Source organism: Streptomyces endocoffeicus (genome assembly GCF_016741935.1).
GTDB lineage: Bacteria > Actinomycetota > Actinomycetes > Streptomycetales > Streptomycetaceae > Streptomyces > Streptomyces endocoffeicus.
Genome location: NZ_JAERRG010000001.1, coordinates 1,455,626 through 1,477,088, shown reverse-complemented (window position 1 = coordinate 1,477,088; position 21,463 = coordinate 1,455,626). Strand labels below are relative to the sequence as shown.

At 73.2% G+C, this 21,463-nt stretch carries 20 protein-coding genes and 2 pseudogenes; 14 read left to right on the top strand and 8 right to left on the bottom strand.

What is annotated here, in order from left to right:
* Positions 1-148 precede the first annotated feature (148 nt).
* The 5 genes from JK364_RS05570 to JK364_RS05550 all read left to right on the top strand — a co-directional run bounded on the left by JK364_RS05570 (position 149) and on the right by JK364_RS05550 (position 7,105).
* Positions 149-1,360 (top strand): FAD-dependent monooxygenase, encoded by a 1,212-nt coding sequence (locus JK364_RS05570; protein ID WP_201848030.1) that lies wholly within the window; start codon positions 149-151, stop codon positions 1,358-1,360.
* A gap of 129 nt (positions 1,361-1,489) precedes the next feature.
* On the top strand, positions 1,490-2,815 hold the full coding sequence (locus JK364_RS05565; RefSeq protein WP_201848028.1) for an NAD(P)/FAD-dependent oxidoreductase: 1,326 nt from the start codon (positions 1,490-1,492) through the stop codon (positions 2,813-2,815).
* A gap of 27 nt (positions 2,816-2,842) precedes the next feature.
* Entirely contained in the window at positions 2,843-4,678 is a 1,836-nt protein-coding gene (locus JK364_RS05560) for a transketolase (protein ID WP_201848026.1), read from the top strand.
* A gap of 30 nt (positions 4,679-4,708) precedes the next feature.
* Positions 4,709-5,797 (top strand): NAD-dependent epimerase/dehydratase family protein, encoded by a 1,089-nt coding sequence (locus JK364_RS05555; protein ID WP_201848024.1) that lies wholly within the window; start codon positions 4,709-4,711, stop codon positions 5,795-5,797.
* Positions 5,798-6,037: 240 nt separating this feature from the next.
* Complete coding sequence (locus JK364_RS05550) at positions 6,038-7,105, top strand: phosphatidylinositol-specific phospholipase C domain-containing protein (RefSeq protein ID WP_201848022.1); 1,068 nt, start codon at positions 6,038-6,040, stop codon at positions 7,103-7,105.
* Positions 7,106-7,112: 7 nt separating this feature from the next.
* On the opposite strand, the gene JK364_RS05545 is transcribed toward JK364_RS05550, so the two are convergent.
* Positions 7,113-7,349, bottom strand: coding sequence for a dodecin (locus JK364_RS05545; protein ID WP_086886616.1), 237 nt, complete (start codon positions 7,347-7,349; stop codon positions 7,113-7,115).
* An 87-nt stretch (positions 7,350-7,436) separates the two neighbouring features.
* Positions 7,437-7,898 carry a universal stress protein gene (locus tag JK364_RS05540; protein WP_121825759.1) on the bottom strand — a complete coding sequence of 154 codons (462 nt, stop codon included), beginning with the start codon at positions 7,896-7,898 and terminating at the stop codon, positions 7,437-7,439.
* 106 nt (positions 7,899-8,004) lie between these two features.
* Between JK364_RS05540 and JK364_RS05535 the strand changes: the two genes are divergently transcribed.
* Together JK364_RS05535 and JK364_RS05530 are read left to right on the top strand one after the other, a co-directional pair.
* Positions 8,005-8,856, top strand: a complete 852-nt coding sequence (locus JK364_RS05535) for a metallophosphoesterase family protein (protein WP_020866300.1) — start codon at positions 8,005-8,007, stop codon at positions 8,854-8,856.
* 122 nt (positions 8,857-8,978) lie between these two features.
* The gene (locus JK364_RS05530; protein WP_201848020.1) at positions 8,979-10,271 is read left to right on the top strand and encodes a cytochrome P450; all 1,293 of its coding nucleotides are present in this window, start codon (positions 8,979-8,981) and stop codon (positions 10,269-10,271) included.
* Here JK364_RS05530 and JK364_RS05525 read toward each other — a convergent pair.
* The 4 genes from JK364_RS05525 to JK364_RS05515 all read right to left on the bottom strand — a co-directional run bounded on the left by JK364_RS05525 (position 10,234) and on the right by JK364_RS05515 (position 14,535).
* Positions 10,234-11,004 carry a bestrophin-like domain gene (locus JK364_RS05525; protein WP_201848018.1) on the bottom strand — a complete coding sequence of 257 codons (771 nt, stop codon included), beginning with the start codon at positions 11,002-11,004 and terminating at the stop codon, positions 10,234-10,236. The two genes, JK364_RS05530 and JK364_RS05525, sit on opposite strands and share 38 nt — an antisense overlap.
* 34 nt (positions 11,005-11,038) lie before the next feature.
* Complete coding sequence (locus tag JK364_RS56875) at positions 11,039-11,170, bottom strand: hypothetical protein (RefSeq protein ID WP_269146170.1); 132 nt, start codon at positions 11,168-11,170, stop codon at positions 11,039-11,041.
* Between the two features lie 867 nt (positions 11,171-12,037).
* Positions 12,038-12,892 carry a crotonase/enoyl-CoA hydratase family protein gene (locus tag JK364_RS05520; protein ID WP_201848016.1) on the bottom strand — a complete coding sequence of 285 codons (855 nt, stop codon included), beginning with the start codon at positions 12,890-12,892 and terminating at the stop codon, positions 12,038-12,040.
* A complete protein-coding gene (locus JK364_RS05515) occupies positions 12,889-14,535 on the bottom strand; it encodes an acyl-CoA dehydrogenase family protein (protein WP_201848014.1) in 1,647 nt (548 codons plus the stop codon). Before JK364_RS05515 ends, JK364_RS05520 begins: the two co-directional genes overlap by 4 nt.
* Positions 14,536-14,637: 102 nt before the next feature.
* On the opposite strand from JK364_RS05515, the gene JK364_RS05510 reads away from it, so the two are divergent.
* Entirely contained in the window at positions 14,638-15,378 is a 741-nt protein-coding gene (locus tag JK364_RS05510; RefSeq protein ID WP_201848012.1) for a PaaX family transcriptional regulator C-terminal domain-containing protein, read from the top strand.
* Between the two features lie 19 nt (positions 15,379-15,397).
* On the opposite strand, the gene JK364_RS05505 is transcribed toward JK364_RS05510, so the two are convergent.
* A complete protein-coding gene (locus JK364_RS05505) occupies positions 15,398-16,402 on the bottom strand; it encodes a LacI family DNA-binding transcriptional regulator (protein ID WP_201848010.1) in 1,005 nt (334 codons plus the stop codon).
* Positions 16,403-16,460: 58 nt separating this feature from the next.
* A pseudogene (locus JK364_RS05500) lies at positions 16,461-16,685 on the bottom strand (acyl-CoA dehydrogenase family protein); the annotation flags it as partial.
* Positions 16,686-16,794: 109 nt separating this feature from the next.
* On the opposite strand from JK364_RS05500, the pseudogene JK364_RS05495 reads away from it, so the two are divergent.
* The 6 genes and pseudogenes from JK364_RS05495 to JK364_RS05470 form a co-directional block, all read left to right on the top strand.
* Positions 16,795-17,376, top strand: a pseudogene (locus tag JK364_RS05495) (TetR/AcrR family transcriptional regulator); the annotation flags it as partial.
* Positions 17,377-17,611: 235 nt separating this feature from the next.
* A complete protein-coding gene (locus JK364_RS05490) occupies positions 17,612-18,034 on the top strand; it encodes a septal ring lytic transglycosylase RlpA family protein (protein ID WP_201848008.1) in 423 nt (140 codons plus the stop codon).
* 13 nt (positions 18,035-18,047) lie between these two features.
* Positions 18,048-18,683, top strand: coding sequence for a cell wall protein (locus JK364_RS05485; protein WP_201848006.1), 636 nt, complete (start codon positions 18,048-18,050; stop codon positions 18,681-18,683).
* On the top strand, positions 18,680-19,540 hold the full coding sequence (locus JK364_RS05480; RefSeq protein WP_201848004.1) for a MauE/DoxX family redox-associated membrane protein: 861 nt from the start codon (positions 18,680-18,682) through the stop codon (positions 19,538-19,540). Before JK364_RS05485 ends, JK364_RS05480 begins: the two co-directional genes overlap by 4 nt.
* 150 nt (positions 19,541-19,690) lie before the next feature.
* Positions 19,691-20,560: a YhjD/YihY/BrkB family envelope integrity protein gene (locus tag JK364_RS05475; protein WP_201848002.1), complete on the top strand. Its 870-nt coding sequence runs from the start codon at positions 19,691-19,693 to the stop codon at positions 20,558-20,560.
* 109 nt (positions 20,561-20,669) lie between these two features.
* On the top strand, positions 20,670-21,413 hold the full coding sequence (locus JK364_RS05470) for a Mut7-C RNAse domain-containing protein (protein ID WP_201848000.1): 744 nt from the start codon (positions 20,670-20,672) through the stop codon (positions 21,411-21,413).
* The last annotated feature ends 50 nt before the right edge of the window (positions 21,414-21,463 follow it).

The following is a 21,463-nucleotide window of genomic DNA, read 5'->3' as shown; positions in this document are numbered from 1 at the left end:
CTGGTCTCAAGTACTGCCGGGTTCCGCCCCAAATGCCGCCCGGTGCCCGTTAGTTGAAGTCCCGCTCTTGACCCGGGGAGCTCCGGGCCGCCATATGGTGCTGTCGCAATCCCACGACACGACACCCCACGCCACGTCACGGAGCACCATGACCACAGCCCTGATCATCGGTGGCGGCATCGCCGGCACGGTGACCGCGATGGCCCTGCGGAAGGCCGGCATCGACGCGGTCGTCTACGAGACGTACGCCACGGACGCCACAGACGCCGGTGCGTTCCTCGTCGTCGCCGCCAACGGCCTGGAGGCACTGCGCACCATCGACGCCCATGAACCCGTGCTGAAGAACTCCTTCCCGGTCGGCCGCGTCGACTTCATCAGCAACACCGGCAAGCGGCTCGGCAACCGCCCCATGTCCGGATCGCAGGACGGTGGCCTCGGCTCCGTGACACTCAAACGCGCCACCCTCGCCCGGGTGCTGCGCGAGGAGGCGGTGCGCCGCGGAGTGCGCGTCGAGCACGGCAAGCGGCTGCTCGCCGCCCACACCAGCCCCGACGGCCGGATCGTCGGCTCCTTCGCCGACGGCGGCCGCGCCGTGGGCGACATGCTGATCGGCGCCGACGGCATCCACTCGCTCGTCCGCAGGTCCATCGACGCGGCCGCGCCCCGGCCCCGCTACACCGGACAGCACACCGTCTGCGGCTACACCCGCGACGCCGACTCGCCCCCGGCCCCCGACACCTACACGATGATCTTCGGCAAGCAGGCGTTCTTCGGCTGCACCACCGCCCCGGACGGCGAGGTCTGGTGGTTCTGCAACGCCCCGGCCGAGGAGATGTCCAAGGCCGAGCTCGCCGCCGTCACCTCCGAGCAGTGGCGGGAGCGGCTGCTGACGCTCTTCGCCGAGGACAACACCCCCGCCGCCGACCTGGTGCGCGCCACCGGCGACACCATCGTGGCCACCGCCGCCCACGACATCATCTCCACCCCCACCTGGTCCGAAGAGGCCATGGTCATCGTCGGCGACGCCGCGCACGCCTGCGCGCCCAACGCCGCACAGGGCGCCTCGATGGCCATCGAGGACGGCGTCGTGCTCGCCAAATGCCTGCGCGATCTGCGCACGCCCCAGTCGGCCTTCGCCGCGTACGAGGCACTGCGCCGGGAGCGGGTCGAGAAGGTCGCCGCGGCCAGCGCGGGCATGGCCCGCCGCACGGCGCAGGGGCCCGTGGCGCGCGCCCTGCGCGATGTCACCATGCCGCGCAAGCTGGACCGGGCGGGCAACGGCTCCTCGGACTGGCTGACCGGCTACCGCATCGACTGGGACGAGCGGATCGACGCGCAGACGGCCCGCCGGCGCCGCTGACGTAGGCGCCGCGTCCGGGAACCGCCCCCGGAGCACGGCCCCGGGGGCGGGGCCGACCGGGCCCCACGTTTGGTCCGGACTCTCACGGGCACTTGGAGCTCCCTGGCCCCGTATGCCCGGGAGATTCGTGTGAGCCCAGTACGCATAGTGATCGTCGGTGCCGGATTCGCCGGTTATCAGGCCGCCCGTACGCTCTCCCGCACCCTGCGCGGCGCGGCGGACATCGTCCTGATCAATCCCAACGACTACTTCCTGTATCTGCCCCTGCTGCCCGAAGTGGCGGCCGGGGTCCTGGAACCCCGGCGGGTCTCGGTCTCCCTCACCGGCACCCTGCCGCATGTCCGGCTGGTGCTGGGCGAGGTCCACGGCGTCGACCTGGACGCCCGCAGGATCTCCTGGCGGGACCCGGACGGACGGTCCGGCGAGATGGACTACGACCGGCTCGTGCTCTCCGTGGGCAGCGTCAGCAAACTGCTGCCGATCCCCGGTGTGGCCGAGCACGCCCACGGCTTCCGCGGTATGCCCGAGGCGCTCTACCTGCGCGACCACGTCACCCGGCAGATGGAGATGTCCGGCACCGCCGCCGACCCCCGGGAGCGGGCGGCCCGCCGCACCTTCGTGGTGGTCGGCGCGGGCTACACCGGTACCGAGGTGGCCGCCCACGGGGTGCTCTTCACCGACTCGCTCGCGCGGAAGAACACCTCGCTGCGCGACGCGCCACGGCCCCGCTGGATGCTGCTCGACATCGCCCCCCGGGTCCTCCCGGAGCTGGACAGGAAGCTGTCCCGCACGGCCGACCGGGTGCTGCGCAAACGGGGGGTCGAGGTCCGCACCGGCACCACGGTCAAGGAGGCCACCTCGGAGGCCGTGCTGCTGGACAACGGCGAGTTCATCGACACCAGGTCGCTGATCTGGTGTGTCGGGGTGCGCCCCGACCCGCTGGTGGAGCAGTTCGGGCTGGCGACCGAACGCGGCCGGCTGAGGGTCGACCAGTATCTGGCCGTGCCCGGCTATCCCGACGTGCTGGCCTGCGGGGACGCCGCCGCGGTGCCCGATCTGACCCGGCCGGGCCAGTTCACCCCGATGACCGCGCAGCACGCCCTGCGACAGGGGAAGGTCGCGGGCCACAACGTCCTGGCATCCCTCGGGCACGGCACCGCCAAGCCCTACAAACACCACGACCTCGGGTTCACGGTCGACCTCGGCGGGGTGCAGGCCGCCGCGAACCCGCTGCACATCCCGTTGTCCGGGCCGATCGCCAACGCGGTCACCCGCGGCTACCACCTGATGGCGATGCCGGGGAACCGGGTCCGGGTCGCCGCCGACTGGCTGCTCGACGCGGTGCTGCCACGCCAGGGGGTACAGCTCGGGATGGTCCCGCCCTGGGCGGTGCCGCTGGACACCGAGTCGCCCGAGGTCGCGCAGACGGCGCGGGCACGGGCGGGCGGCGGCTGACCGCCGGTGAAACCTGGAAGGAGAACAATGCGACACGAACAGCTCAGCGAGCTCGGGCAGCAGCTCCGTGTGGACTCGGTGCGTGCCGCCGCGGCCGCCGGGTCCGGCCATCCCACGTCGTCGATGTCGGCGGCGGACCTGATGGCCGTCCTGATGGGAAACCATCTGCGCTATGACTTCGAGCAGCCCGACCACCCGGGCAATGACCACCTGATCTTCTCCAAGGGCCATGCCTCCCCGCTCCTCTACTCGGTGTACAAGGCGGCCGGGGCCCTCCGCGACGAGGAGTTCATCACCTTCCGCAAGCGCGGCAGCAGGCTGGAGGGCCACCCCACCCCCCGGCTGCCGTGGGTGGACGTGGCCACCGGATCGCTCGGACAGGGCCTCCCGTACGGCGTGGGCGCCGCGATGAGCGGCAAGCGGCTGGACCATGTGCCCTACCGCGTCTGGGTGCTGTGCGGCGACAGCGAGATGGCCGAGGGGTCGATGTGGGAGGCGTTCGAGCACGCGGGCTACGAGCGGCTGGACAACCTCACCGCCATCATCGATGTGAACCGGCTCGGCCAGCGCGGGCCAACCCGCCACGAATGGGACCTGGACGCCTACGCCCGGCGCATCCGCGCCTTCGACTGGCACACCGTCGAGATCGACGGCCATGACATCGAGGCCATCGACCGCGCCTACGCCGAGGCGCTGTCCACCGTCGGCCGCCCCACCGCCATCATCGCCCGCACCATGAAGGGCCGTGGCGTGGCCTCGGTGGAGAACCGCGAGGGCATGCACGGCAAGCCGCTGAAGAACGCGGACGAGGCCATCGCCGAGCTCGGCGGCGTACGCAACATGGCCGTACCGGTGCTCGGCCCGCCCTCGGTGACCCCCACCCGGCCCGCGTCCGAGTGCCCGCTGGCGCTGCCGCGCTACAACCCCGGCGACTCGGTGCCCAGCCGTGACGCGTTCGGCGAGGCGGTGGCCGCCGTCGGCACCGCCCGCGGCGATGTGGTGGCGCTCGACGGCGAGGTGGGCGACTCCACCCGCCTGGAGTACTTCCACAAGGAGCACCCCGAGCGGTACTTCGAGTTCTTCATCGCGGAGCAGCAGCTGGTGGCCGCCGCCGTCGGCATGCAGGCCCGCGGCTGGAACCCGTACGTCTCCACCTTCGCGGCCTTCTTCTCCCGGGCCTACGACTTCATCAGGATGGCCTCCATCAGCGACGCCGACCTCAACCTCATCGGCTCCCACGCCGGGGTGGCCATCGGTGAGGACGGACCCTCGCAGATGGGCCTGGAGGACCTGGCCGCCATGCGGGCGGTGCACGGCAGCACGGTGCTCTACCCGTGCGACGCCAACCAGACCGCCCAGCTGACCGCGGCCATGGCGGAGGGGTCAGGCATCCGCTATCTGCGCACCACCCGCGGCGGAACGCCGGTCATCTACCCGCCCACCGAGAGCTTCCCCATCGGCGGCTCCAAGGTGGTGCGCGCCGGTGACGACGACCGGGTCACCCTGGTCGGCGCCGGAGTCACCCTGCACGAGGCCGTCGAGGCCGCCGACCGGCTCGCCCAGGAGGGGATCGCGGCCCGCGTCATCGACCTGTACTCGCTGAAGCCGGTGGACGTCGAGACGCTGCGTACCGCCGCCGAGGTGACGGGGCGGCTGGTCACCGTGGAGGACCACCACCCCGAGGGCGGACTGGGCGACGCGGTGCTCGAGGCGTTCGGCGACGGCCGTCCGGTACCCCGGATGATCCGGCTCGCGGTGCGCATGATGCCGGCCTCCTCGACCCCCGACGAGCAGCTGAGCGACGCGGGAATCGACGCGGACGCGATCGTCACGGCCGCGCGGCAGCTGATCGGCAAGGGCTGAAACCAGGACGCTGCCGAAAGGAGCGGAAACATGGGTGTCAAGCACGGAATGCGCGTGGTGGTGGTCGGGGCCACCGGCAACGCCGGTACGAGCGTCGTCCGCGCGCTCGGCGAGGCCCCGGACATCGAGTCGATCGTGGGCGTCGCCCGCAGGGTGCCCAGTTGGTCGCCGCCGAAGACCACCTGGGTACGCGCGGACATCGGGCGGGACGCGGGTGAGGAGGCCGGCCTCGTACGGCACTTCGAGGGCGCCGACGCGGTCATCCACCTCGCCTGGCTGATCCAGCCCAGCCACCGGCCCGCCGTCACCTGGGACACCAATGTCCTCGGCAGCAGGCGGGTCTTCGAGGCGGTGGCACGGGCCGAGGTGCCGGTGCTGCTGTACGCCTCCTCGGTGGGCGCCTACTCGCCCGGCCCCGAGGACGGCCGCCCGGTGGACGAGTCCTGGCCCACCGACGGCTGGCCGGAGGCCGCGTACTGCCGTGAGAAGGCGTATGTGGAGCGGATGCTGGATGCCTTCGAACGGGAGCATCCGCAGGTCCGGGTGGTGCGGATGCGGCCCGGCTTCCTGTTCAAGGAGGAGGCGGCGGCCGAGCAGCGCCGACTGTTCATGGGCCCGTTCCTGCCCCGGCGGCTGGTCCGCGCCACCTTCCTGCCCGCCGTCTTCGACCTGCCCGGACTGCGGCTCCAGGTCCTGCACACCGACGACGCCGCCGAGGCGTACCGGCTGGCGCTCGGCCGTCAGGTGCGCGGCGCCTTCAACCTCGCGGCCGAACCGCCGGTGGACGGAAAGACGCTGGCCGGTCTGCTGGACGCGCGGACGGTGCGGATCCCGCGCTTCGCCGCCCGCTCGGCCATGGCCACGGCCTGGCATCTGCATGTGCTGCCGCCCTCGCCCCAGCTGTTCGACGCCGCCCTGCGGCTCCCGCTGATGGACACCACCCGCGCCCAGGAGGAACTGGGCTGGCGGCCCCGGCACACCGCCGTCGAGACGCTCCAGGAGTTCCTCACCGGGCTGCGGCGCGGCACCGGGATGGACCAGACCGCGCCACTGGCCCCCGGCCCGCCCGGCGGACGAGTGCGCGAGGCCGCGACGACCGGCGCGGGGGAGCGGCCCTGACGGGTGAGACCCTGACGGGTGAGGCCCCGACGGGGGAGGCCCTGCCGGGGTGGCACCCTGACGGGTGGGGTGCCGCCCCCTGAACGACCCCAGCCGTGTGAGACGCGGCACATGAGACGGGCTCAGCGGCAGCACGCCGCCGGGCCCGTACCGCTGTGACCCATGACCGCTCGTAACCCATGACGTGACTCCCGTACGCTTCTGCCCAGTTGGTCGCGACATCGACGAGGGTGGGGACACATGGGCAGGGTGGGGACTCCGGCGCGCGGTCATGCCCGGCGCACGGGAACGGTGGCGGTCGCCGCGGCGGCCGCCGCACTGTGTCTGACGGCACCGGCCGGGGCCCGGCCCGCCACCGCGGACGATCCGTCGTACTCCGCCACCACCTCGGTGGGGGTGCACAACGCCTACGAGAAGGCCAAGTACCCCTACTTCGCCGACGCGCTGGACTCCGGAGCCTCGCTCCTGGAACTCGATGTGTGGACCAACGCCTTCGGCCCCGGCTGGCGGGTCTCACACTCCAACCCGCTCGGCAACGACAACAACTGCGAGAACGCCGCGGCCCCGGGCGAGCTGCGCACCAAGCCCCGCGACCAGAGCCTGGCCGGCTGCCTCGCCGACATGCGGGCCTGGCACCAGGCCCATCCGGGGCACCGCCCCATCCTCGTCAAGGTGGAGATGAAGGACGGCTTCAACGGCAAGAAGGGCCGCGGCCCGGCCGACCTCGACGCCCTCCTCGGCGCCACCCTGGGCGACGCGGTGCTGCGCCCGGCTGATGTGGTGGGCGGCCATGCCACCCTCGACGAGGCGGTTCAGGCGGGCGGCTGGCCGTCCCGCTCGGCGCTCGCGGGCAAGTTCATCGTCGAGCTGATACCGGGCACGGTCGAGGAGAACAACCCCCTCGACACGCTGTGGACCGACCGCGAGTACGCCACCCATCTGCGGGACCTGTCCGCCGCCGGGAAGCTCGGTCAGGCCGCGGCCTTCCCCGCCGTCCACGGCGCCGCCTCCGGCGACCCGCGCACCCGCTACACCGACGCCGCCCTCCGGCCGTGGTTCGTGCTGTTCGACGGGGACGCGTCCACGTATGTCACCAGCGGTATCGACACCGCCTGGTACGACGACCGCCACTATCTGCTGATCATGACGGACGCGCACAACGTGGCACCCCCGATCGACGGCACCAACCCCACCGAGACCCAGGCGCGGGACCGGGTGTCCGAACTCGCCGCGCGGCACGCCAGCTTCGCGACCGCCGACTGGTATCCGCTGCCGTCGGTGCTGTCCACCGTCGTGCCCCGTGGCTGAGCCCGGGTCAGCCGGCCCGGTCCCCGGAGCCGGCGTCGGGGTCCTCGAGCCGGAATCCGACCTTCAGCCCCACCTGGTAGTGCGCGATCCGGCCGTTCTCGATATGCCCGCGCACCTGGCCGACCTCGAACCAATCAAGATTTCGGAGCGTCTTCGAGGCACGGCCGATGGCGGAGCGGATCGCGTCGTCGACGCTCTCGCCGGACGAGCCGACGATCTCGGTCACCCGGTAGGTGTGGGCCATCGCAGTCTCCCCGGTCCGTGGGGTGGTCCGTTCGCTTCTCCCACGGTGCCTCACCGCGCCGGGCTCCGCGAGCCGGACGGGCGGCCCCTACGGCACCACGGTGACCGGCCAGCGCCCGGCCTTGACCAGCCGTACGGCCACCGAACCGACGAAGCGGTGCCCGGCCTGCTCGGACGCGCCCACCACCACCGCGTCGGCCTTCAGCTCATCGGCCGCCTGGGCCAGGCCGTTGTACGGATCGCCCCGGAAGGTGTGGAACTCCCAGCGCACCTCGAAGACCCCGCGCAGCCGCTCGGTGGCCTCCCGCATCTCCCGCATCAGCTCCTCGGCCACCTCACCCGTGGTGTCGGCCACCGAGGCACCGAGTGCCGCCCCCGCGGCCAGCACCGGCTGGATGTAGACCACGACCAGCAGCGCCTTCTGGCGTCTGGCCAGCCCGGCGGCGTAGGCCGTGGCACGCCAGGAGGATTCGGACCCGTCCAGTCCGGCCACGATGACCTTCGGTCCGTCGGTTCCCCGTTCAAAAGACGGAGGGAGTTTGTCCACCACATCTGCGAGGCTAGCGCCAGGGACGGTCCGGTGATCACCCGGCCCGTCCCGCGGTGCCCGCGCACCGCGACCGCGTCATGAGCGCCACCGTACGACAGGAGAGACAATGAGCGGCACCCACGGGGGCGAACTCCTCGCCATCAGCGACCTTCATGTGGCCTATCCGGAGAACCGGGCGATCGTCGAGCGGCTGCGGCCAGGCTCCGACGACGACTGGCTGATCGTCGCGGGGGACGTCGGCGAGGTCTTCTCCGAGATCGAGGAGGTCCTCGGCCTGCTGAGCGAGCGCTTCGCCAAAGTCATCTGGTCACCCGGGAACCACGAGCTGTGGACCCATCCCAAGGACCCATTGGAAGTCCGGGGGGTGGCGCGCTACGAGGCGCTGGTGGAGATGTGCCGGGCGAAGGGCATCGTCACGCCCGAGGACCCCTACCCGCTCTGGGAGGGCATCGGCGGGCCGCTGGTCATCGCCCCGCTGTTCCTGCTCTACGACTACACCTTCCGCCTCGACGGCCTGGCCACCAAGGAGGCCGCGCTGGCCCACGCCCATGAGGCGGGGGTGGTCTGCACCGACGAGCACTTCCTGCACCCCGACCCGTACCCCACCCGCGACGCGTGGTGCCGGGCCCGGGTCGCCGAGACCGAGGCGCGGCTGGCGGCCGTCGACCCGGAGCTGCGGACCGTGCTCATCAACCACTGGCCGATGACCCGGCTGCCCACCCGGGTACTGCGCTACCCCGACTTCGCGCTGTGGTGCGGCACCGAGCTGACCGCCGACTGGCATGTGCGGTTCCGGGCCGAGACGGTCGTCTACGGCCATCTGCACATCCCCCGGACGACGGTGGAGGACGGGGTGAAGTTCCAGGAGGTCTCGGTCGGCTACCCCCGCGAGTGGAAGGCCCACGGCCGGCTGCCCGAGGACCCGCTGCGCCGGATCCTCCCGGTGCCGGTGGCTTAGGGGCCGCGCGATGTCCGGTGGGCTCGGGGGGTCCGGTGGCTCAGGGCCGCGTGACGGGCGGGGCGTCCTGACGGGCAGGGTGTCTTGACGGGCCCGGAGGGCGGCGCCGTACGGTCTCGGCTGTGAACCCTGTCGCGGCGTTCCTCCCCGAGACCTACACCGCCGGTGTCCCGTACGCCCTGTTCGGCGAATTGCGGGCCACCCGCCCCGTCTGCCGGATCGACGAGCCCGCGGTCGGGGCCTGGCCGGCCGGCCCCGGCTTCTGGGCGGTGTTCCGGCACGCCGACGTCAAACACGTCCTGCGCACCCCCGAGGTCTTCTCCTCCCACCTCGGGGCCACCCAGATCCGCGACCCCGACACGCCCGCCGACCTGGAGTTCGTACGGGCGATGATGCTCAACCAGGACCCGCCCGACCACTCCCGCAGCCGCCGCATCGTCGCGGCGGCCTTCACCCCGCGCGCCGTACGGGAGCTGGAGGCGGTCATCGAGGAGCGCGCGGCGGCGCTCGTGGACTCCGTGGCCGGGCGCGGCGAGGCCGACTTCGTGGAGCTCGCCGCCGATCTGCCGGTCTGGACCCTCGCCCAGGTGATGGGCGTCCCCGAGGGCGACCGGCGGCTGCTGTTCGACTGGGCCGGCCGGGTCATCGGCTACCAGGACGCCGACTACGCCGGGTTGTCCACCGCGGCCCGCGAGGGGCTGAGCCCCATCGGGCGCGCCGCCCTCGCCCACCGGCCGTCCTCGGCGCCGCGCCGCCCCGACGGCCGGCCGATGAACCCGCGCTCCCGCGAGGCCCTGGCCGATATGTTCGCCTACGCCCACGCACTCGCCGAGCGGCCCCGGCCGGGCAGTGTGATGGCGCGGATGCGGGAGGGCGGGCTGAGCCGGGACGAGTTCGAGAACATGTTCTTCCTCTTCGCCGTGGCGGGCAACGAGACGCTGCGCAACGGCATCCCCGGCGGGCTGCTCACCCTGCTCGACCACCCCGAGAGCCTGCGGCTGCTGCTCGACCGGCCCGAGCTGACCGGCTCCGCGGTGGAGGAGATGCTGCGCTACTGGCCGCCCGTCATCGACTTCCGGCGCACCGCCACCCGCGATGTGGAACTGGGCGGACAGCTCATCCGGCGCGGTGAGAAGGTCGTCGTCTTCCACGCCTCGGCCAACCGCGACGAGACGGTCTTCACCGACCCCGACCGGTTCGACATCACCCGCACCCCCAACGACCATCTGAGCTTCGGCTTCGGACCGCATGTCTGCCTGGGGGCGCATCTGGCCCGGGTCCAGATGCGGGCCATGCTGCGCGCCGCCCTGGACCGGCTGCCGGGGCTGCGCCGGGCAGGTGAGCCGGTGCGGCTCACCTCCAACTTCCAGAACGGGCTCAAGACCCTCCCCGTGCGCTGGGGAACAGATCGGTGAAGGCCGTGGTCGAGTCGCCGACCGACCGCCCGAAGGGCTCGTCGAAGTCCCACACCAGGAAGAGCAGGAAGACGATGAGCGCGGTGAACATCACCGCGAGCATCAGCTCCCGGGGCGAGCGGCGGATCTGCAGGGTGAAGACCAGCCCGATCACCAGCGCCGCGCCGAGCATCAGGCCGAACCAGACCAGCGGGGGCATCGTGGACCCCGCGCTCTGCTGCCGGGCGCCACGCGCGTCGTCCACGGCGGCCACCTGATCCACCATCGGCTGGTACGCCTGCGACTGGAGATCGTTGTGCGGGGCGGCGAGGGTGACATCGCGGCGCAGGGTGGTCAGCAGTTCGGTGCCGCGGTCGGTGAGCTCGTCCTTGTCGATCATCACCTTCCACTCGGTGTGCACCACATGGTCCACATACGCGTCCACGTCGCCGCGGATGCGGTCGCGCACCGGGCCGGGGTAGACGCTCGCCCGCTCGGCCACCTCGTGCAGCGCCTGCGCCTCCGTACGGACCCCGTCCTGCGCGGCGGAGCGCGCCTCCCAGACACCGGCGATCGCCAGGCCCAGCACGATCGCGTAGACCACGCCGATCATCATGATCATGTAGTCGAGGACATCGGGGGTCTCGTCCGGATCGTCCTCCTCCCCGAGTCTGCGGGAGTTGAGGACTGCCCCGGTCACCACGACCGCGCAGGTCCCGGCCATCACCAGGGTCATAATCAGCCATTCGGGCATGGATGAACCTCCCAAGCGGTTCGGCGGTGGGCCATCAGCCGCGCCGCCCGCCGCGCGCGCCGGAGCGCGAACGCGGACGGAGAGCGGCGGCCGCGAGGACCGCGGGCGCGGTGAGCAGCAGGGTGAAGGTGACCAAGGAGGTCCCGTTGTCGGGCTTCTTGTGCACGGGTTTCTCATACGCGTGCATCTCGACGGCACGGGTCCTGGTCGGTGCGGGAGCCGGCGCGGGGGGTGATGCCGGAGGCTGGGTGCGCGAGGGCGAGGGCGAGGGCGAGGGCGGCGGCGGCAGCGCGGGCGCGCGTGTGGGGCCCGGCGCGGGGAGCCGCGGAGCGGGCGTGGGGGAGGGGGCCCGCGGCGTCGGGGTGGGGGGAGGAGTGGGGGTCGGCGTGGGCGTGGGCGTATGGCTCGGTGTGGCGGACGGGCTGGGGGTGGGTGTCGAGGACGGCGTCGGGGTGGGGGTGGGCGTGGGTGTCGGCGTAGGTGTGGGCGTAGGAGTCGGTGTCGGCGTGGGCGTAGGGGTCGGCGTCGGTTTGGGTGGTTTAGGTGGCTTGGGTGGTTTGGGGCACCAGCCGTATCGGGCGACGAGGCCGACCGGGCCCGCCGAGGCGGCGATGCACACACACAGGCCGGGACCGATCCGGATCCGCACCGAGGCGAGCGGTCCGTCGTCCGGGCCCCCGGGCCAGGACCGGGTATCGGCCGTCGGCCGAGGGGAGGCGGGCGCGGTCGCCGGACCGTCACCGTCCTCGTCGGCCAGGGCTGTCGCTCCCGCCGAGGTGAGGACAAGGGCAGTGGCCAGGACCCCCGCACGCCATACGCGCTGCCATCGCTTCACGAGGAGATATTCCGCCGAACGGGCGCCCGCCAGCCGTGTGACCACAGGAATTACCCCGAATAGGGGAATGGGTAATGCTGACATTGGCGCATCGACGTTTAGCCGAGGAGATTCCCCTCATGCGCGCTCGGCCGACCGAGGGCGGCCCGCCCCCAGGGCGCGTCCCGGGACCCGCCCCCAGTCGGCCGAGCGCGCCGGTCACGGCCCGCTGAAGCTCCCATGCCGTCCCGCGCCCGCGGCGAACCGCGCCGCGCCGTCCAGCCCCTCGGCCAGCGCCGCCTGACCGTGGCGCAGCTCCCGCGCCATGGCCTCGTCCTCCGGCAGCCCCTCCTGCTCCAGCAGCGAGGCCCGGTCCGAGCGCAGACACGTCTGCGGAAAGTGGGCGATCTCGGCCGCCAGCCGCTCCGCCTCGGCGCGCGCCCGCCCCGGCGGTACGACGCGGTTGGCGAGCCCGATGGCGTACGCCTCGTCGGCAGGCACCGGCCGTCCCGTCAGCACCAGGTCCATCGCCCGGCTCGCGCCGATCAGCCGTGGCAGCCTTACCGTTCCGCCGTCGATCAGCGGGACGCCCCAGCGGCGGCAGAACACCCCGAAGACCGCGTCCTCCTCGGCGACGCGCAGATCGCACCAGAGCGCCAACTCCAGCCCGCCCGCCACCGCGTGGCCGCTGACCGCCGCGATCACCGGCTTGGACAGCCGCAGCCGGGTGGGCCCCATCGGGCCGTCGCCGTCCTCGGCCACCCGATTGCCGCGCGGTGTGCCGACCGCCTTCAGATCGGCCCCGGAGCAGAAGGTGCCGCCCTCGCCCCACAACACCGCGACCCGCGCCCCGGGATCGGCGTCGAAGGCGCGGAAGGCGTCGGCCAGCGCCGTGGCGGTCGCGCCGTCGACGGCGTTGCGCACCTCGGGGCGGGAGAGCACGACCGTGGTGACCGGGCCCTCCCGCTCCGTGCGAACCGTAAGGCGCGCACCGGCGGCGTCCTCCGCGTCACGGGCGGCGTCCTCCGCCGCCCCCGCGCCGGCCGCGCCGGCCGCGCCGTCCGTGGGCGTCACCGTGCGTCCTTCGGGCGGGCCCGCTCCAGGATCGGGCCGGTGTCGGTGCCGGGCGGCAGGGTGCCGAAGGCGTGCCCCCAGTCCCCGTCGAGCCGCGAGGCGCAGAACGCGTCGGCGACCGCCGGATGGCTGTACCGCACCAGCAGGCTGCCCTGGAGCACCAGCGTCATCTGCTCGGCCAGCCGACGCGCCAGCAGCTGCGCCCGCTCGGGGTCGGTGAGCTGCGACAGCAGCCCGCGCAGCCGGTCCACGGCCGCGTCCAGCCGGGCGTCCGCCCCGGCCGCGGTGTCGACCTCGGCGAGGAACGTCTCCAGGGCGCCGTTCTCCCGGCCCAGCGCGCGCAGCACGTCGAGCGCCGCGACGTTCCCCGAGCCCTCCCAGATCGACAGCAGGGGCGCCTCGCGATACAGGCGCGGCATCCCGGACTCCTCCACATAGCCGTTGCCGCCCAGGCACTCAAGGGCCTCGGCGGCGTGGGTGGCGCCGCGCTTGCACACCCAGTACTTGCTCACCGCGAGCCCCAGCCTGCGCAGCGCCGCCTCGCTCTCGTCCCCGTCCTCGGCGCGGTCCAGGGCGGACGCGAGCCGCATCGCGAGGGTGGTGGCCGCCTCCGACTCGACCGCCAGATCGGCGAGCACATTGCGCATCAGCGGCTGGTCCACCAGCTCGGCGCCGAACGCCCGGCGGTGCTCGGCGTGGTGCAGCGCCTGCCGCAGCCCGGCCTGCATGCCCGCCGCCGAGCCGATGACACAGTCCAGCCGGGTGACGTTGACCATCTCCACGATGGTCCGCACCCCGCGGCCCGGTTCGCCGACCCGCCAGGCCAGGGCGGACTCGTACTCGATCTCGGCCGACGCGTTGGACCGGTTGCCCAGCTTGTTCTTGAGCCGCATCAGCCGCAGCGGATTGCGGCTGCCGTCCGGCAGCACCCGGGGCACCAGGAAGCAGGTGATCCCCTCCTCCGTCCGGGCCAGTGTCAGGAAGACATCGCTCATCGGCGCGGAGGTGAACCACTTGTGGCCGGTGAGCACGTAGCGGCCCTCGCCGTCCGGTACGGCCCTGGTGGTGTTGGCGCGGACGTCCGAGCCGCCCTGTTTCTCCGTCATCGACATGCCCGCGATCAGGCCCCGCTTGCCGAGCGGCGGGCGCAGCCCGAAGTCATAGGTGCGGGCGGCCAGCAGCGGCTCGTACACGGCGGCGAGCTCCGGCTCGGCGCGCAGCGCCGGGACCGCGGCGTACGTCATGGAGATCGGGCAGCCATGGCCGGGCTCGGCCTGCGCGAAGGCGTAGAACTTGGCCGCCCGCACCAGATGGGCGCCGGGACGGGTCTCGCTCCACGCCGCCGCGTGCTGGCCGCTCTCCACGGCGACGCCCATCAGCTGGTGGTAGGCGGGGTGGTACTCGACCTCGTCGACGCGGTGGCCGTAGCGGTCGTGGGTGTGCAGCACCGGGGGGTGCTCCTCGGCCATCCGCGCCCAGTCCTGCACCTCGGCGGAACCGGCCCGCGCGCCCAGGTCCCGCACCTCCTGTTCGCCCCAGCCGCCGCCGTGCCGCCGCAGCGCCTCCAGCAGGGCGGGGTCGTCCGCGGTGCTGAAGCCGATGAGCGGCGGGGCCTGGTTGAGGACCTCGTGCGTAGCGCTCATGGCAGACATCTCCTCGTTCGCGGTGGTCTCCCGGGTCCGGCCGGGTCTTACACTTCCATTATGCGCGACGCAGAACTGTAATGGATAGGGTTTCGCGTAACCATGGACGACACCGGAACGCTCACCCTGCGGCCACTGACCGCGCGCTCGGTCGTGCTCAGCACCCTGCTGGGCCTGCACCCGCCCCAGCTGCCCGCCCGCGCCCTGGTGCGCGTCGGCGCGCTCTTCGGCACCGCCGAGGGCACCATCCGGGTCGCGCTCACCCGGATGGTCGCGGCCGGTGACCTGGAGCAGAGCGGCGGCACCTACCGGCTCACCGACCGGCTGCTGGCCCGCCAGGCACGGCAGGACGAGAGCCGTGCCCCCCGCACCCGGCGCTGGGACGGCGCCTGGGAGATCGCGATCGTCACCTCCGACCGGCGCGAGGCGGCCGAGCGCGTCGCCCTCCGCCAGGCCATGGCCACCCTGCGCCTGGCCGAACTGCGCGAGGGCACCTGGATGCGCCCCGCCAACCTCGTCCACCCGCGCCCGGACGTCGCCGCCGAGCAGTGCGGCTGGTTCACCGGCGCGCCGGAGGACGATCCGGCCGAGCTCGCCGCGCGCCTGTGGGACCTGGACGGCTGGGCCCGCCAGGCCCGGCTGCTCGGCGCGGCGCTGGACGAGGCGGAGGAACCCGCGGACCGCTTCACCGTCGCGGCCGCCGCCCTCCGCCACCTCCTCGCCGACCCCGTCCTGCCCGCACGGCTTCTGCCGGAGGACTGGCCGGGCACGGAGCTGCGCCGCCGCTACGACGCCTTCGAACGCGACTTCCGGGCGTGGCTGCCGCGGTACGCGGGCGGCTGACCACGAGGGCGTCCCCGGGCTACGCCGATTCGCGGATCACCAGCTCCGTCGGGAGGACCAGCGCCGGTTCGATGCTCTCTCCGGCGGTCAGGCGCAGCAGCTGGCGGGCCAGACGGCGGCCGATGCCGCCTATCGGCTGGCGCACGGTGGTCAGCGGGGGTTCGGTGTAGCGCGCGGGCTCTATGTCGTCGAAGCCCACCACCGCCACGTCGTCCGGCACCCGCCGACCGGCCCGGCGCAGCGCCCGCAGCACCCCGATCGCCATCAGGTCGGAGGCCACGAACACCCCGTCCAGCCGCGGCTCCCGGTCGAGCAGCTCCCGCATCGCGAGCGCCCCCGACTCCTGGGTGAAGTCCCCGACCGCGACCTGCGCCGCCAGCCGCGCCCCGTCCAGCGCCGCCCGGTAGCCCGAGAGCCGGTCCATCCCGGCCACCATGTCCTGCGGGCCCGCGACCGTGGCGATACGGGTGCGCCCGGAGCGGATCAGGTGCTCCACGGCCAGCGCCGCGCCCGCCGTGTTGTCCACCCCCACGTACGGCGGCGACGCCGGGCCCGGCACCCGCTCGTTGCAGACCACCGGGATGCCCATCCGGGCCAGCGCGGCGGGCAGCGGATCGGCGCCGTGCATCGACGCGACCATGACCCCGTCCACATGGCGGGCCAGCGCGAAGCGCTCGATGCGGTCACGGCTGGCGGCGGAGCGGGCCATCATCAGCACCAGCTGCTTGTCCGCGGCCTCCAGCTCCTGGCTCACCCCGCGCACCACGCCCGGGAAGAACCGGTCGTCGGAGAAGACCCGGCCCGGCTCCTCGGGGAGCACCAGCGCGAAGGAGTCGGTGCGCTGGGTGACCAGGCTGCGGGCCGCCTGGTTGGGGATGTAGCCCAGCTCCTGGATGGCGCTCAGAACCGCCTCACGGCTGTCCTCGCCGACCTTGGTCGAGCCGTTGACGACACGGGAGACGGTGGCGCGCGAGACCCCCGCGCGCCGCGCCACGCTCTCCAGGGTGGGCCGGGGCCGGTGCATCCGCGCATACCTCGCTGTTCGCTCACTGATGGGTCGATACAGCATGGATCAAGACCGGTCAGGGCGCGAGGACGCGGGCGCGGCAAGCCGACGGGGAGCCCCGGGCGGAGCGGAGGGCGCGGGCCTCGCGGATCCACAGCGAGAGGTCGTACTCGTCGGTGCGGCCGAGCGCGCCATGCGGTTGGAGGGCGGTGCGCGCCGCCGTGTACGCGGCCTCGCCGGTGGCCACCTTCGCCGCGGCGACCTCCGCGCGGGCGTCGCCGGTGGCCCCCGACGCGAGCGCGCCGCCCGCGGGCCCCGACCCATGAGGCGAGAATGAGAACGTGCCGAATTCCACCAGGAACCGCGCTTCCACCGGAAACAGTGCGAAGAACAGCGAGAAGAAGACGACCGTGACCCCGTCCCCCGAGCGACGGCGCGAACTGCTCTCGACCGCGGCGGAGGTCTTCGCCGCCCAGGGGTACAACGCGACCACCGTCCGCCGGATCGCGGACGAGGCGGGGATGCTCGCGGGCAGCCTCTACTACCACTTCGACTCCAAGGAGTCGATGGTCGACGAGATCCTCTCCACCTTCCTGAGCGAGCTCTGGGCCGGGTACGACGAGGTGCTCGGCGCCGGACTCGGCCCCCGGGAGACCGTCGAGGCACTCGTCACCGAGTCCTTCCGGGAGATCGACCGGCACCGCGCCGCCGTCGCGATCTACCAGAAGGAGTCCAAGCACCTGTCCACGCAACCGCGCTTCCGCTATCTCGCCGAATCGCAGGGGAGATTCGAGCGGGCGTGGCTGGGCGCGCTGGAGCGCGGAGTGGCCGAGGGGGTCTTCCGCGCCGACCTCGACATCCGGCTGGCGTACCGCTTCCTGCGCGACACGGTGTGGGTCGCCGCCTCCTGGTACCGGCCGGGCGGCCGGCACAGCCCCCAGGAGATCGCCCGCCAGTATCTGTCGATGGTCCTGGACGGCATCACTCCGCGAGAAGAACAGACACGTCGAGAAGAACAGACACGTCGAGACCGGACACAACGAAAGACACAACGAACGACACAACGACCGTAAGACCGTCATGACCTGAGGGATCTCAAGGCGCCACGCTGATGAGGTCGAGCGGTTGTGAGGACTCCGACCGGACGCCTTCCCGTGGCGACCGCGCCCGGCCCCACAGATGATGGTGCTGCTCCGAGGGCGGGACCGAGGCCGGGAGGACAGTGCCATGGCGTGCGGATCGACCAAGCTCTGGAACGGCGAGGCCACCTGGTTCTGTTGTGGCAGCGCCTGGGGCCCGTGCGCCTCCGCGGGCGGCGGCGCGTGCGGCACCTGCCGGTCCAGCGCCCTGCAGGCCGCCTGGCCCAACGCCTCCAAGGAGTGCTGGGACATCACCCGGCCGGACCTGTGCGGCGAGGACATACCCCGGCGCGGCTGCGGCTCGGTCATGAAGGTGCGCCATGACTGCTCCGGCGCGAGCGTCTGTGTCACCGTCAGCGACTGCGGACCGCGCACCCGCGGCTTCTGCTCCGAGTCCACCTGCTGCGACGGGGTCTGCCGCACCAACCGGATCATCGACCTCACCCCCGCCGCCTTCTCCGCCATCGGCAGCCTGAGCTCCGGCACCCTGCCGGTCTCCATCTTCGAATGAGGCGGGCCCGGCCATGAGCGCGTACCGAACCCGCGACCCCCTCGACCGCCGTCGCTTCCTCACCACCGCCGCCCTCCACGGCGCCACCGTCATCGGGGCGACCGCCCTGGGCGCCGTGGACGCCGACGCCGCCTTCGCCGCGCCCATCCGGCCCCTGGACCCCGCGGTCGCCGAGAGCGCCTTCGCCGAGGGGCGGATCACGGCGATCAATGACGACGTCCTGGCGGTCGTGGGCTCCTACGGCGACCACTCCCGGGTGCGGGTCACGGGCGCCACCAGCGTCTGGAAGGCGCGGGCCACCACCGCGGCCGATATCGAGACCGGCGACGGACTCTACGCCCGCGGCGTTCCCCTGCCCGACGGCACTCTCGCCGCCGACGCGGTGTGGGTCAACATCGTGAACCTCCACGCCACCATCCGCGGCATCGAGAAGACCCGGCTGCACCTCGCCCACGGGCGGCACGAGATCGTCGGGAACCTCATGGCGGAGACCACCAACGCCGCGTACGGCACCGCCTCGCCCACCGCCGATCTGTCCCGGCTCACCATCGGGCAGAGCGCCCAGGTGCTGGGCGCGTGGCGGCCGTCCGACGGCTCCGTGGACCTGGTCCGGGTCGCGGTCGCCCCCGGCGCGGGGAGGCGGCGGTGAACGCCCTGGTCCGCGACCTCGCACCGCTGGTGCTCGCCGGGGTGCTCGGGCCGGCCGGTGCGGGCAAGCTGTTCGGCCGGGGCACCGCCCGGCAGGCGCCGCGTACCGCGCTCGCGCGGCTGCTGCGCGACGGCGGCCGGGCCGCGCTCGCCCTCCGTGCCCTCGGCGCCCTCGAACTCCTCCTCGCCGCCGCGCTGCTGGCACCGCCCGGCACCCCGCTCCCGGGAGCGGCGGCCGCCCTCCTCGGCGCGGGCTTCCTCGGCTACCTCGGCTACGCCCGCGCCGCCGCGCCCGGCTCCTCCTGCGGCTGTACGACGCACCACGACACCCCGCTCACCTGGTGCGCCTTCGCCCGCGCCGCCGCGGTCCTCGCGGGCGGGGTCGCGGCGGCCCTGGCCCAGCAGCCCTGGTGGACCGCGGCGGCCCGCCGTCCGGCCGCGGCGCTGTGCCTGGCCCTGGCCGCGGCGGCGGCCCTGACGGCCCTCTCCGCCGATCCCGACCGCCGCTGGCGGCTGCCGCTGCGCCGGCTGCGGCTGCGGATCACCGGGCATCCGCTCGCCGCGACCGGAGCGCGGACGGCGGTCCCGGTCGCCGCGACCGTCGAACTGCTCGAGCGCTCGCGCGCCTGGCAGAGCGTCTCCCGCGTGGTGCGCTCCGCGCTGCTGGACCACTGGGACGACGGCGGCTGGCGCATCCTGCAGTTCGCCGGGGTGTACGGGGGCGGCCCGGCCGCGAGGCCCGTGCTGGTGCTCTTCGCGGTGGACGCCGGGGCCAGCCTGGACACGGTGCGCGAGCCCGCCGTCCGGGTCAGCGTCATCGACGCGGACAGCGGGGCCCCGGTCATGGCCACGGCGTGAGGCCCGCCGAGCGGGCACCGACGGCGGCCCGGGCACCGCACATGTGTTCCGGTGGGAGTCCTGGCGGAGCGCCCGGCGGAACGTCACCGCCCCGAGTAGCCTGGACGGCACTGCCCAGATCGAGCCGGTGGCGCGAGTAGGGGAGCGGGTATGTCCGAGAATCGGTCCGCGTCCGGCTCCCGAGGGCCCAGGTCCTGGTCCTGGTGGCGGCGGTTGGAGGACGCGTTCGACCGGTCCGCGATCGGACGCGGATGGCGCCGGGGCAGCGAATTCGAGCTGCTGCACCGCGCGATGGGCTTCGCCGCCCTGGGCTTTCTCACCCTGGTGCCCCTGCTGATCGTGGTCGCCGCGGCCGATCCGGTGAACCGGCTCGGCTTCGCCCAGTGGCTGGCCGAGGGCCTCGGGCTCACCACGACCTCACGGGACGAGGTGCAGCGGCTGTTCGCCCCGCCCAAGCAGGCGCTGGAGTCCACCACCGCCTTCGGTCTGGCCACGCTGGCCATCTTCGGACTGCGCTTCGGCACGGTGCTCCAAGTCGGCTACGAGAAGGTGTGGGAGCTGCCGGCCGGCCGCTGGCACACCGTCTGGCGCCATCTGGTGTGGCTCGTGGTGCTGATCTGCTATCTGCTGCTCTCCGCCCATCTGGCGCCCGGCCTCTCCCGGGTGCTGGTGGCGGTGCTGGGCACGGTGCTGTTCTTCTGGTGGTCACAGCGGCTGCTGCTCGGCGGGCGGATCAGCTGGGGCGCCCTGCTGCCCGGCGCGCTGGCCACCAGCATCGGACTGCTGGGGCTGCGGGTCTTCTCCCAGCTGGTGTTCTCCCCGCTGATCGCCTCCAGCACGGTCTCCTACGGCCCGGTCGGCACCGTCCTGGTCGTCCAGTCCTGGCTGGTCGGCGTCGGCTACGTGGTCTTCGGCGGTGCGCTCGTCGGGCGGGTGCTGCACGAGGACTATCTGCGGACGGTGGCATGGCGCCGCAAGCGGCGCCGCGACCGGGCCAAGGCGGCCGAGCCGCCGGAGTGACGCCCCGGCCCGCGCGCCACACGGACACACAGGTGCTCTGGTGGCCCCGGTCGGCCCGACCCCCGAAACGCCGTCGCCCCGGGCCGGGGGCGCCTGGCATGCTGGCGGTGTGAATGGACCCGAGATCCACGTCAGCCTCGCCCCTGAGCTGCGATTCTTCGCCGTTCCCGAGCGCCGCCGCGCCTGGACGGCCGTCGTCACCGACGGCGTCTCCACCCTCGGCCATGTGGTCGAGTCGCTCGGGGTGCCGCTTACCGAGGTCGGCAGGCTGCTGGTGAACGGCGAGGAGGCCGCGGTCTCGCATGTGCCGGGCGCGGGGGAGACCGTGGAGGTCCAACCGGTCGTCCGCCCGCAGCGGGTGCCGGGCGCGCCGCTGCGCTTCCTGCTCGATGTGCACCTGGGCACCCTCGCGCGGCGGCTGCGGCTGCTGGGCGTGGACGCCGCGTACGAGAGCGAGGACATCGGTGACCCCGAGCTGGCCGCGCGCTCCGCCGCCCAGCGCCGGGTGCTGCTCTCCCGCGACCGGGGGCTGCTGCGCCGCCGTGAGCTGTGGGCCGGGGCGTATGTCTACAGCGACCGACCCGATGAGCAACTGCGCGACATCCTCGGCCGGTTCACCCCGGGTCTGGCGCCCTGGACCCGCTGCACCGCCTGCAACGGGCCGCTGGAGGACGCCGACAAGGAGACGGTCCGGGAGAAGCTGCGGCACGGCACCCGGCGTACGTACGACGTCTTCGCGCGCTGCACGGTCTGTGACCGGGTCTACTGGCGCGGTGCCCACCACGCCCGTCTGGAGGCCATCGTGGCCGGGGCGATGGGCGAGTTCGGCGACGCGCGGGCCGCGCTGTCCTGAGCGCCGGGCCGTTCGTCGCGCCGCCGAGCGGCGCTAGGGTCCTTCCTCCA

What these genes read in the sequence shown, in the direction of transcription:
- JK364_RS05535 (WP_020866300.1), top strand. Translation starts at nt 8,005, where the DNA reads ATGAGCGGCACCCACGGGGGCGAACTCCTCGCCATCAGCGACCTTCAT.
- JK364_RS05555 (WP_201848024.1), top strand. Translation starts at nt 4,709, where the DNA reads ATGGGTGTCAAGCACGGAATGCGCGTGGTGGTGGTCGGGGCCACCGGC.
- JK364_RS05490 (WP_201848008.1), top strand. Translation starts at nt 17,612, where the DNA reads ATGGCGTGCGGATCGACCAAGCTCTGGAACGGCGAGGCCACCTGGTTC.
- JK364_RS05475 (WP_201848002.1), top strand. Translation starts at nt 19,691, where the DNA reads ATGTCCGAGAATCGGTCCGCGTCCGGCTCCCGAGGGCCCAGGTCCTGG.
- JK364_RS05550 (WP_201848022.1), top strand. Translation starts at nt 6,038, where the DNA reads ATGGGCAGGGTGGGGACTCCGGCGCGCGGTCATGCCCGGCGCACGGGA.
- JK364_RS05560 (WP_201848026.1), top strand. Translation starts at nt 2,843, where the DNA reads ATGCGACACGAACAGCTCAGCGAGCTCGGGCAGCAGCTCCGTGTGGAC.
- JK364_RS05505 (WP_201848010.1), bottom strand. Translation starts at nt 16,402, where the DNA reads ATGCACCGGCCCCGGCCCACCCTGGAGAGCGTGGCGCGGCGCGCGGGG.
- JK364_RS05525 (WP_201848018.1), bottom strand. Translation starts at nt 11,004, where the DNA reads ATGCCCGAATGGCTGATTATGACCCTGGTGATGGCCGGGACCTGCGCG.
- JK364_RS05515 (WP_201848014.1), bottom strand. Translation starts at nt 14,535, where the DNA reads ATGAGCGCTACGCACGAGGTCCTCAACCAGGCCCCGCCGCTCATCGGC.
- JK364_RS05545 (WP_086886616.1), bottom strand. Translation starts at nt 7,349, where the DNA reads ATGGCCCACACCTACCGGGTGACCGAGATCGTCGGCTCGTCCGGCGAG.
- JK364_RS05570 (WP_201848030.1), top strand. Translation starts at nt 149, where the DNA reads ATGACCACAGCCCTGATCATCGGTGGCGGCATCGCCGGCACGGTGACC.
- JK364_RS05510 (WP_201848012.1), top strand. Translation starts at nt 14,638, where the DNA reads ATGGACGACACCGGAACGCTCACCCTGCGGCCACTGACCGCGCGCTCG.
- JK364_RS05485 (WP_201848006.1), top strand. Translation starts at nt 18,048, where the DNA reads ATGAGCGCGTACCGAACCCGCGACCCCCTCGACCGCCGTCGCTTCCTC.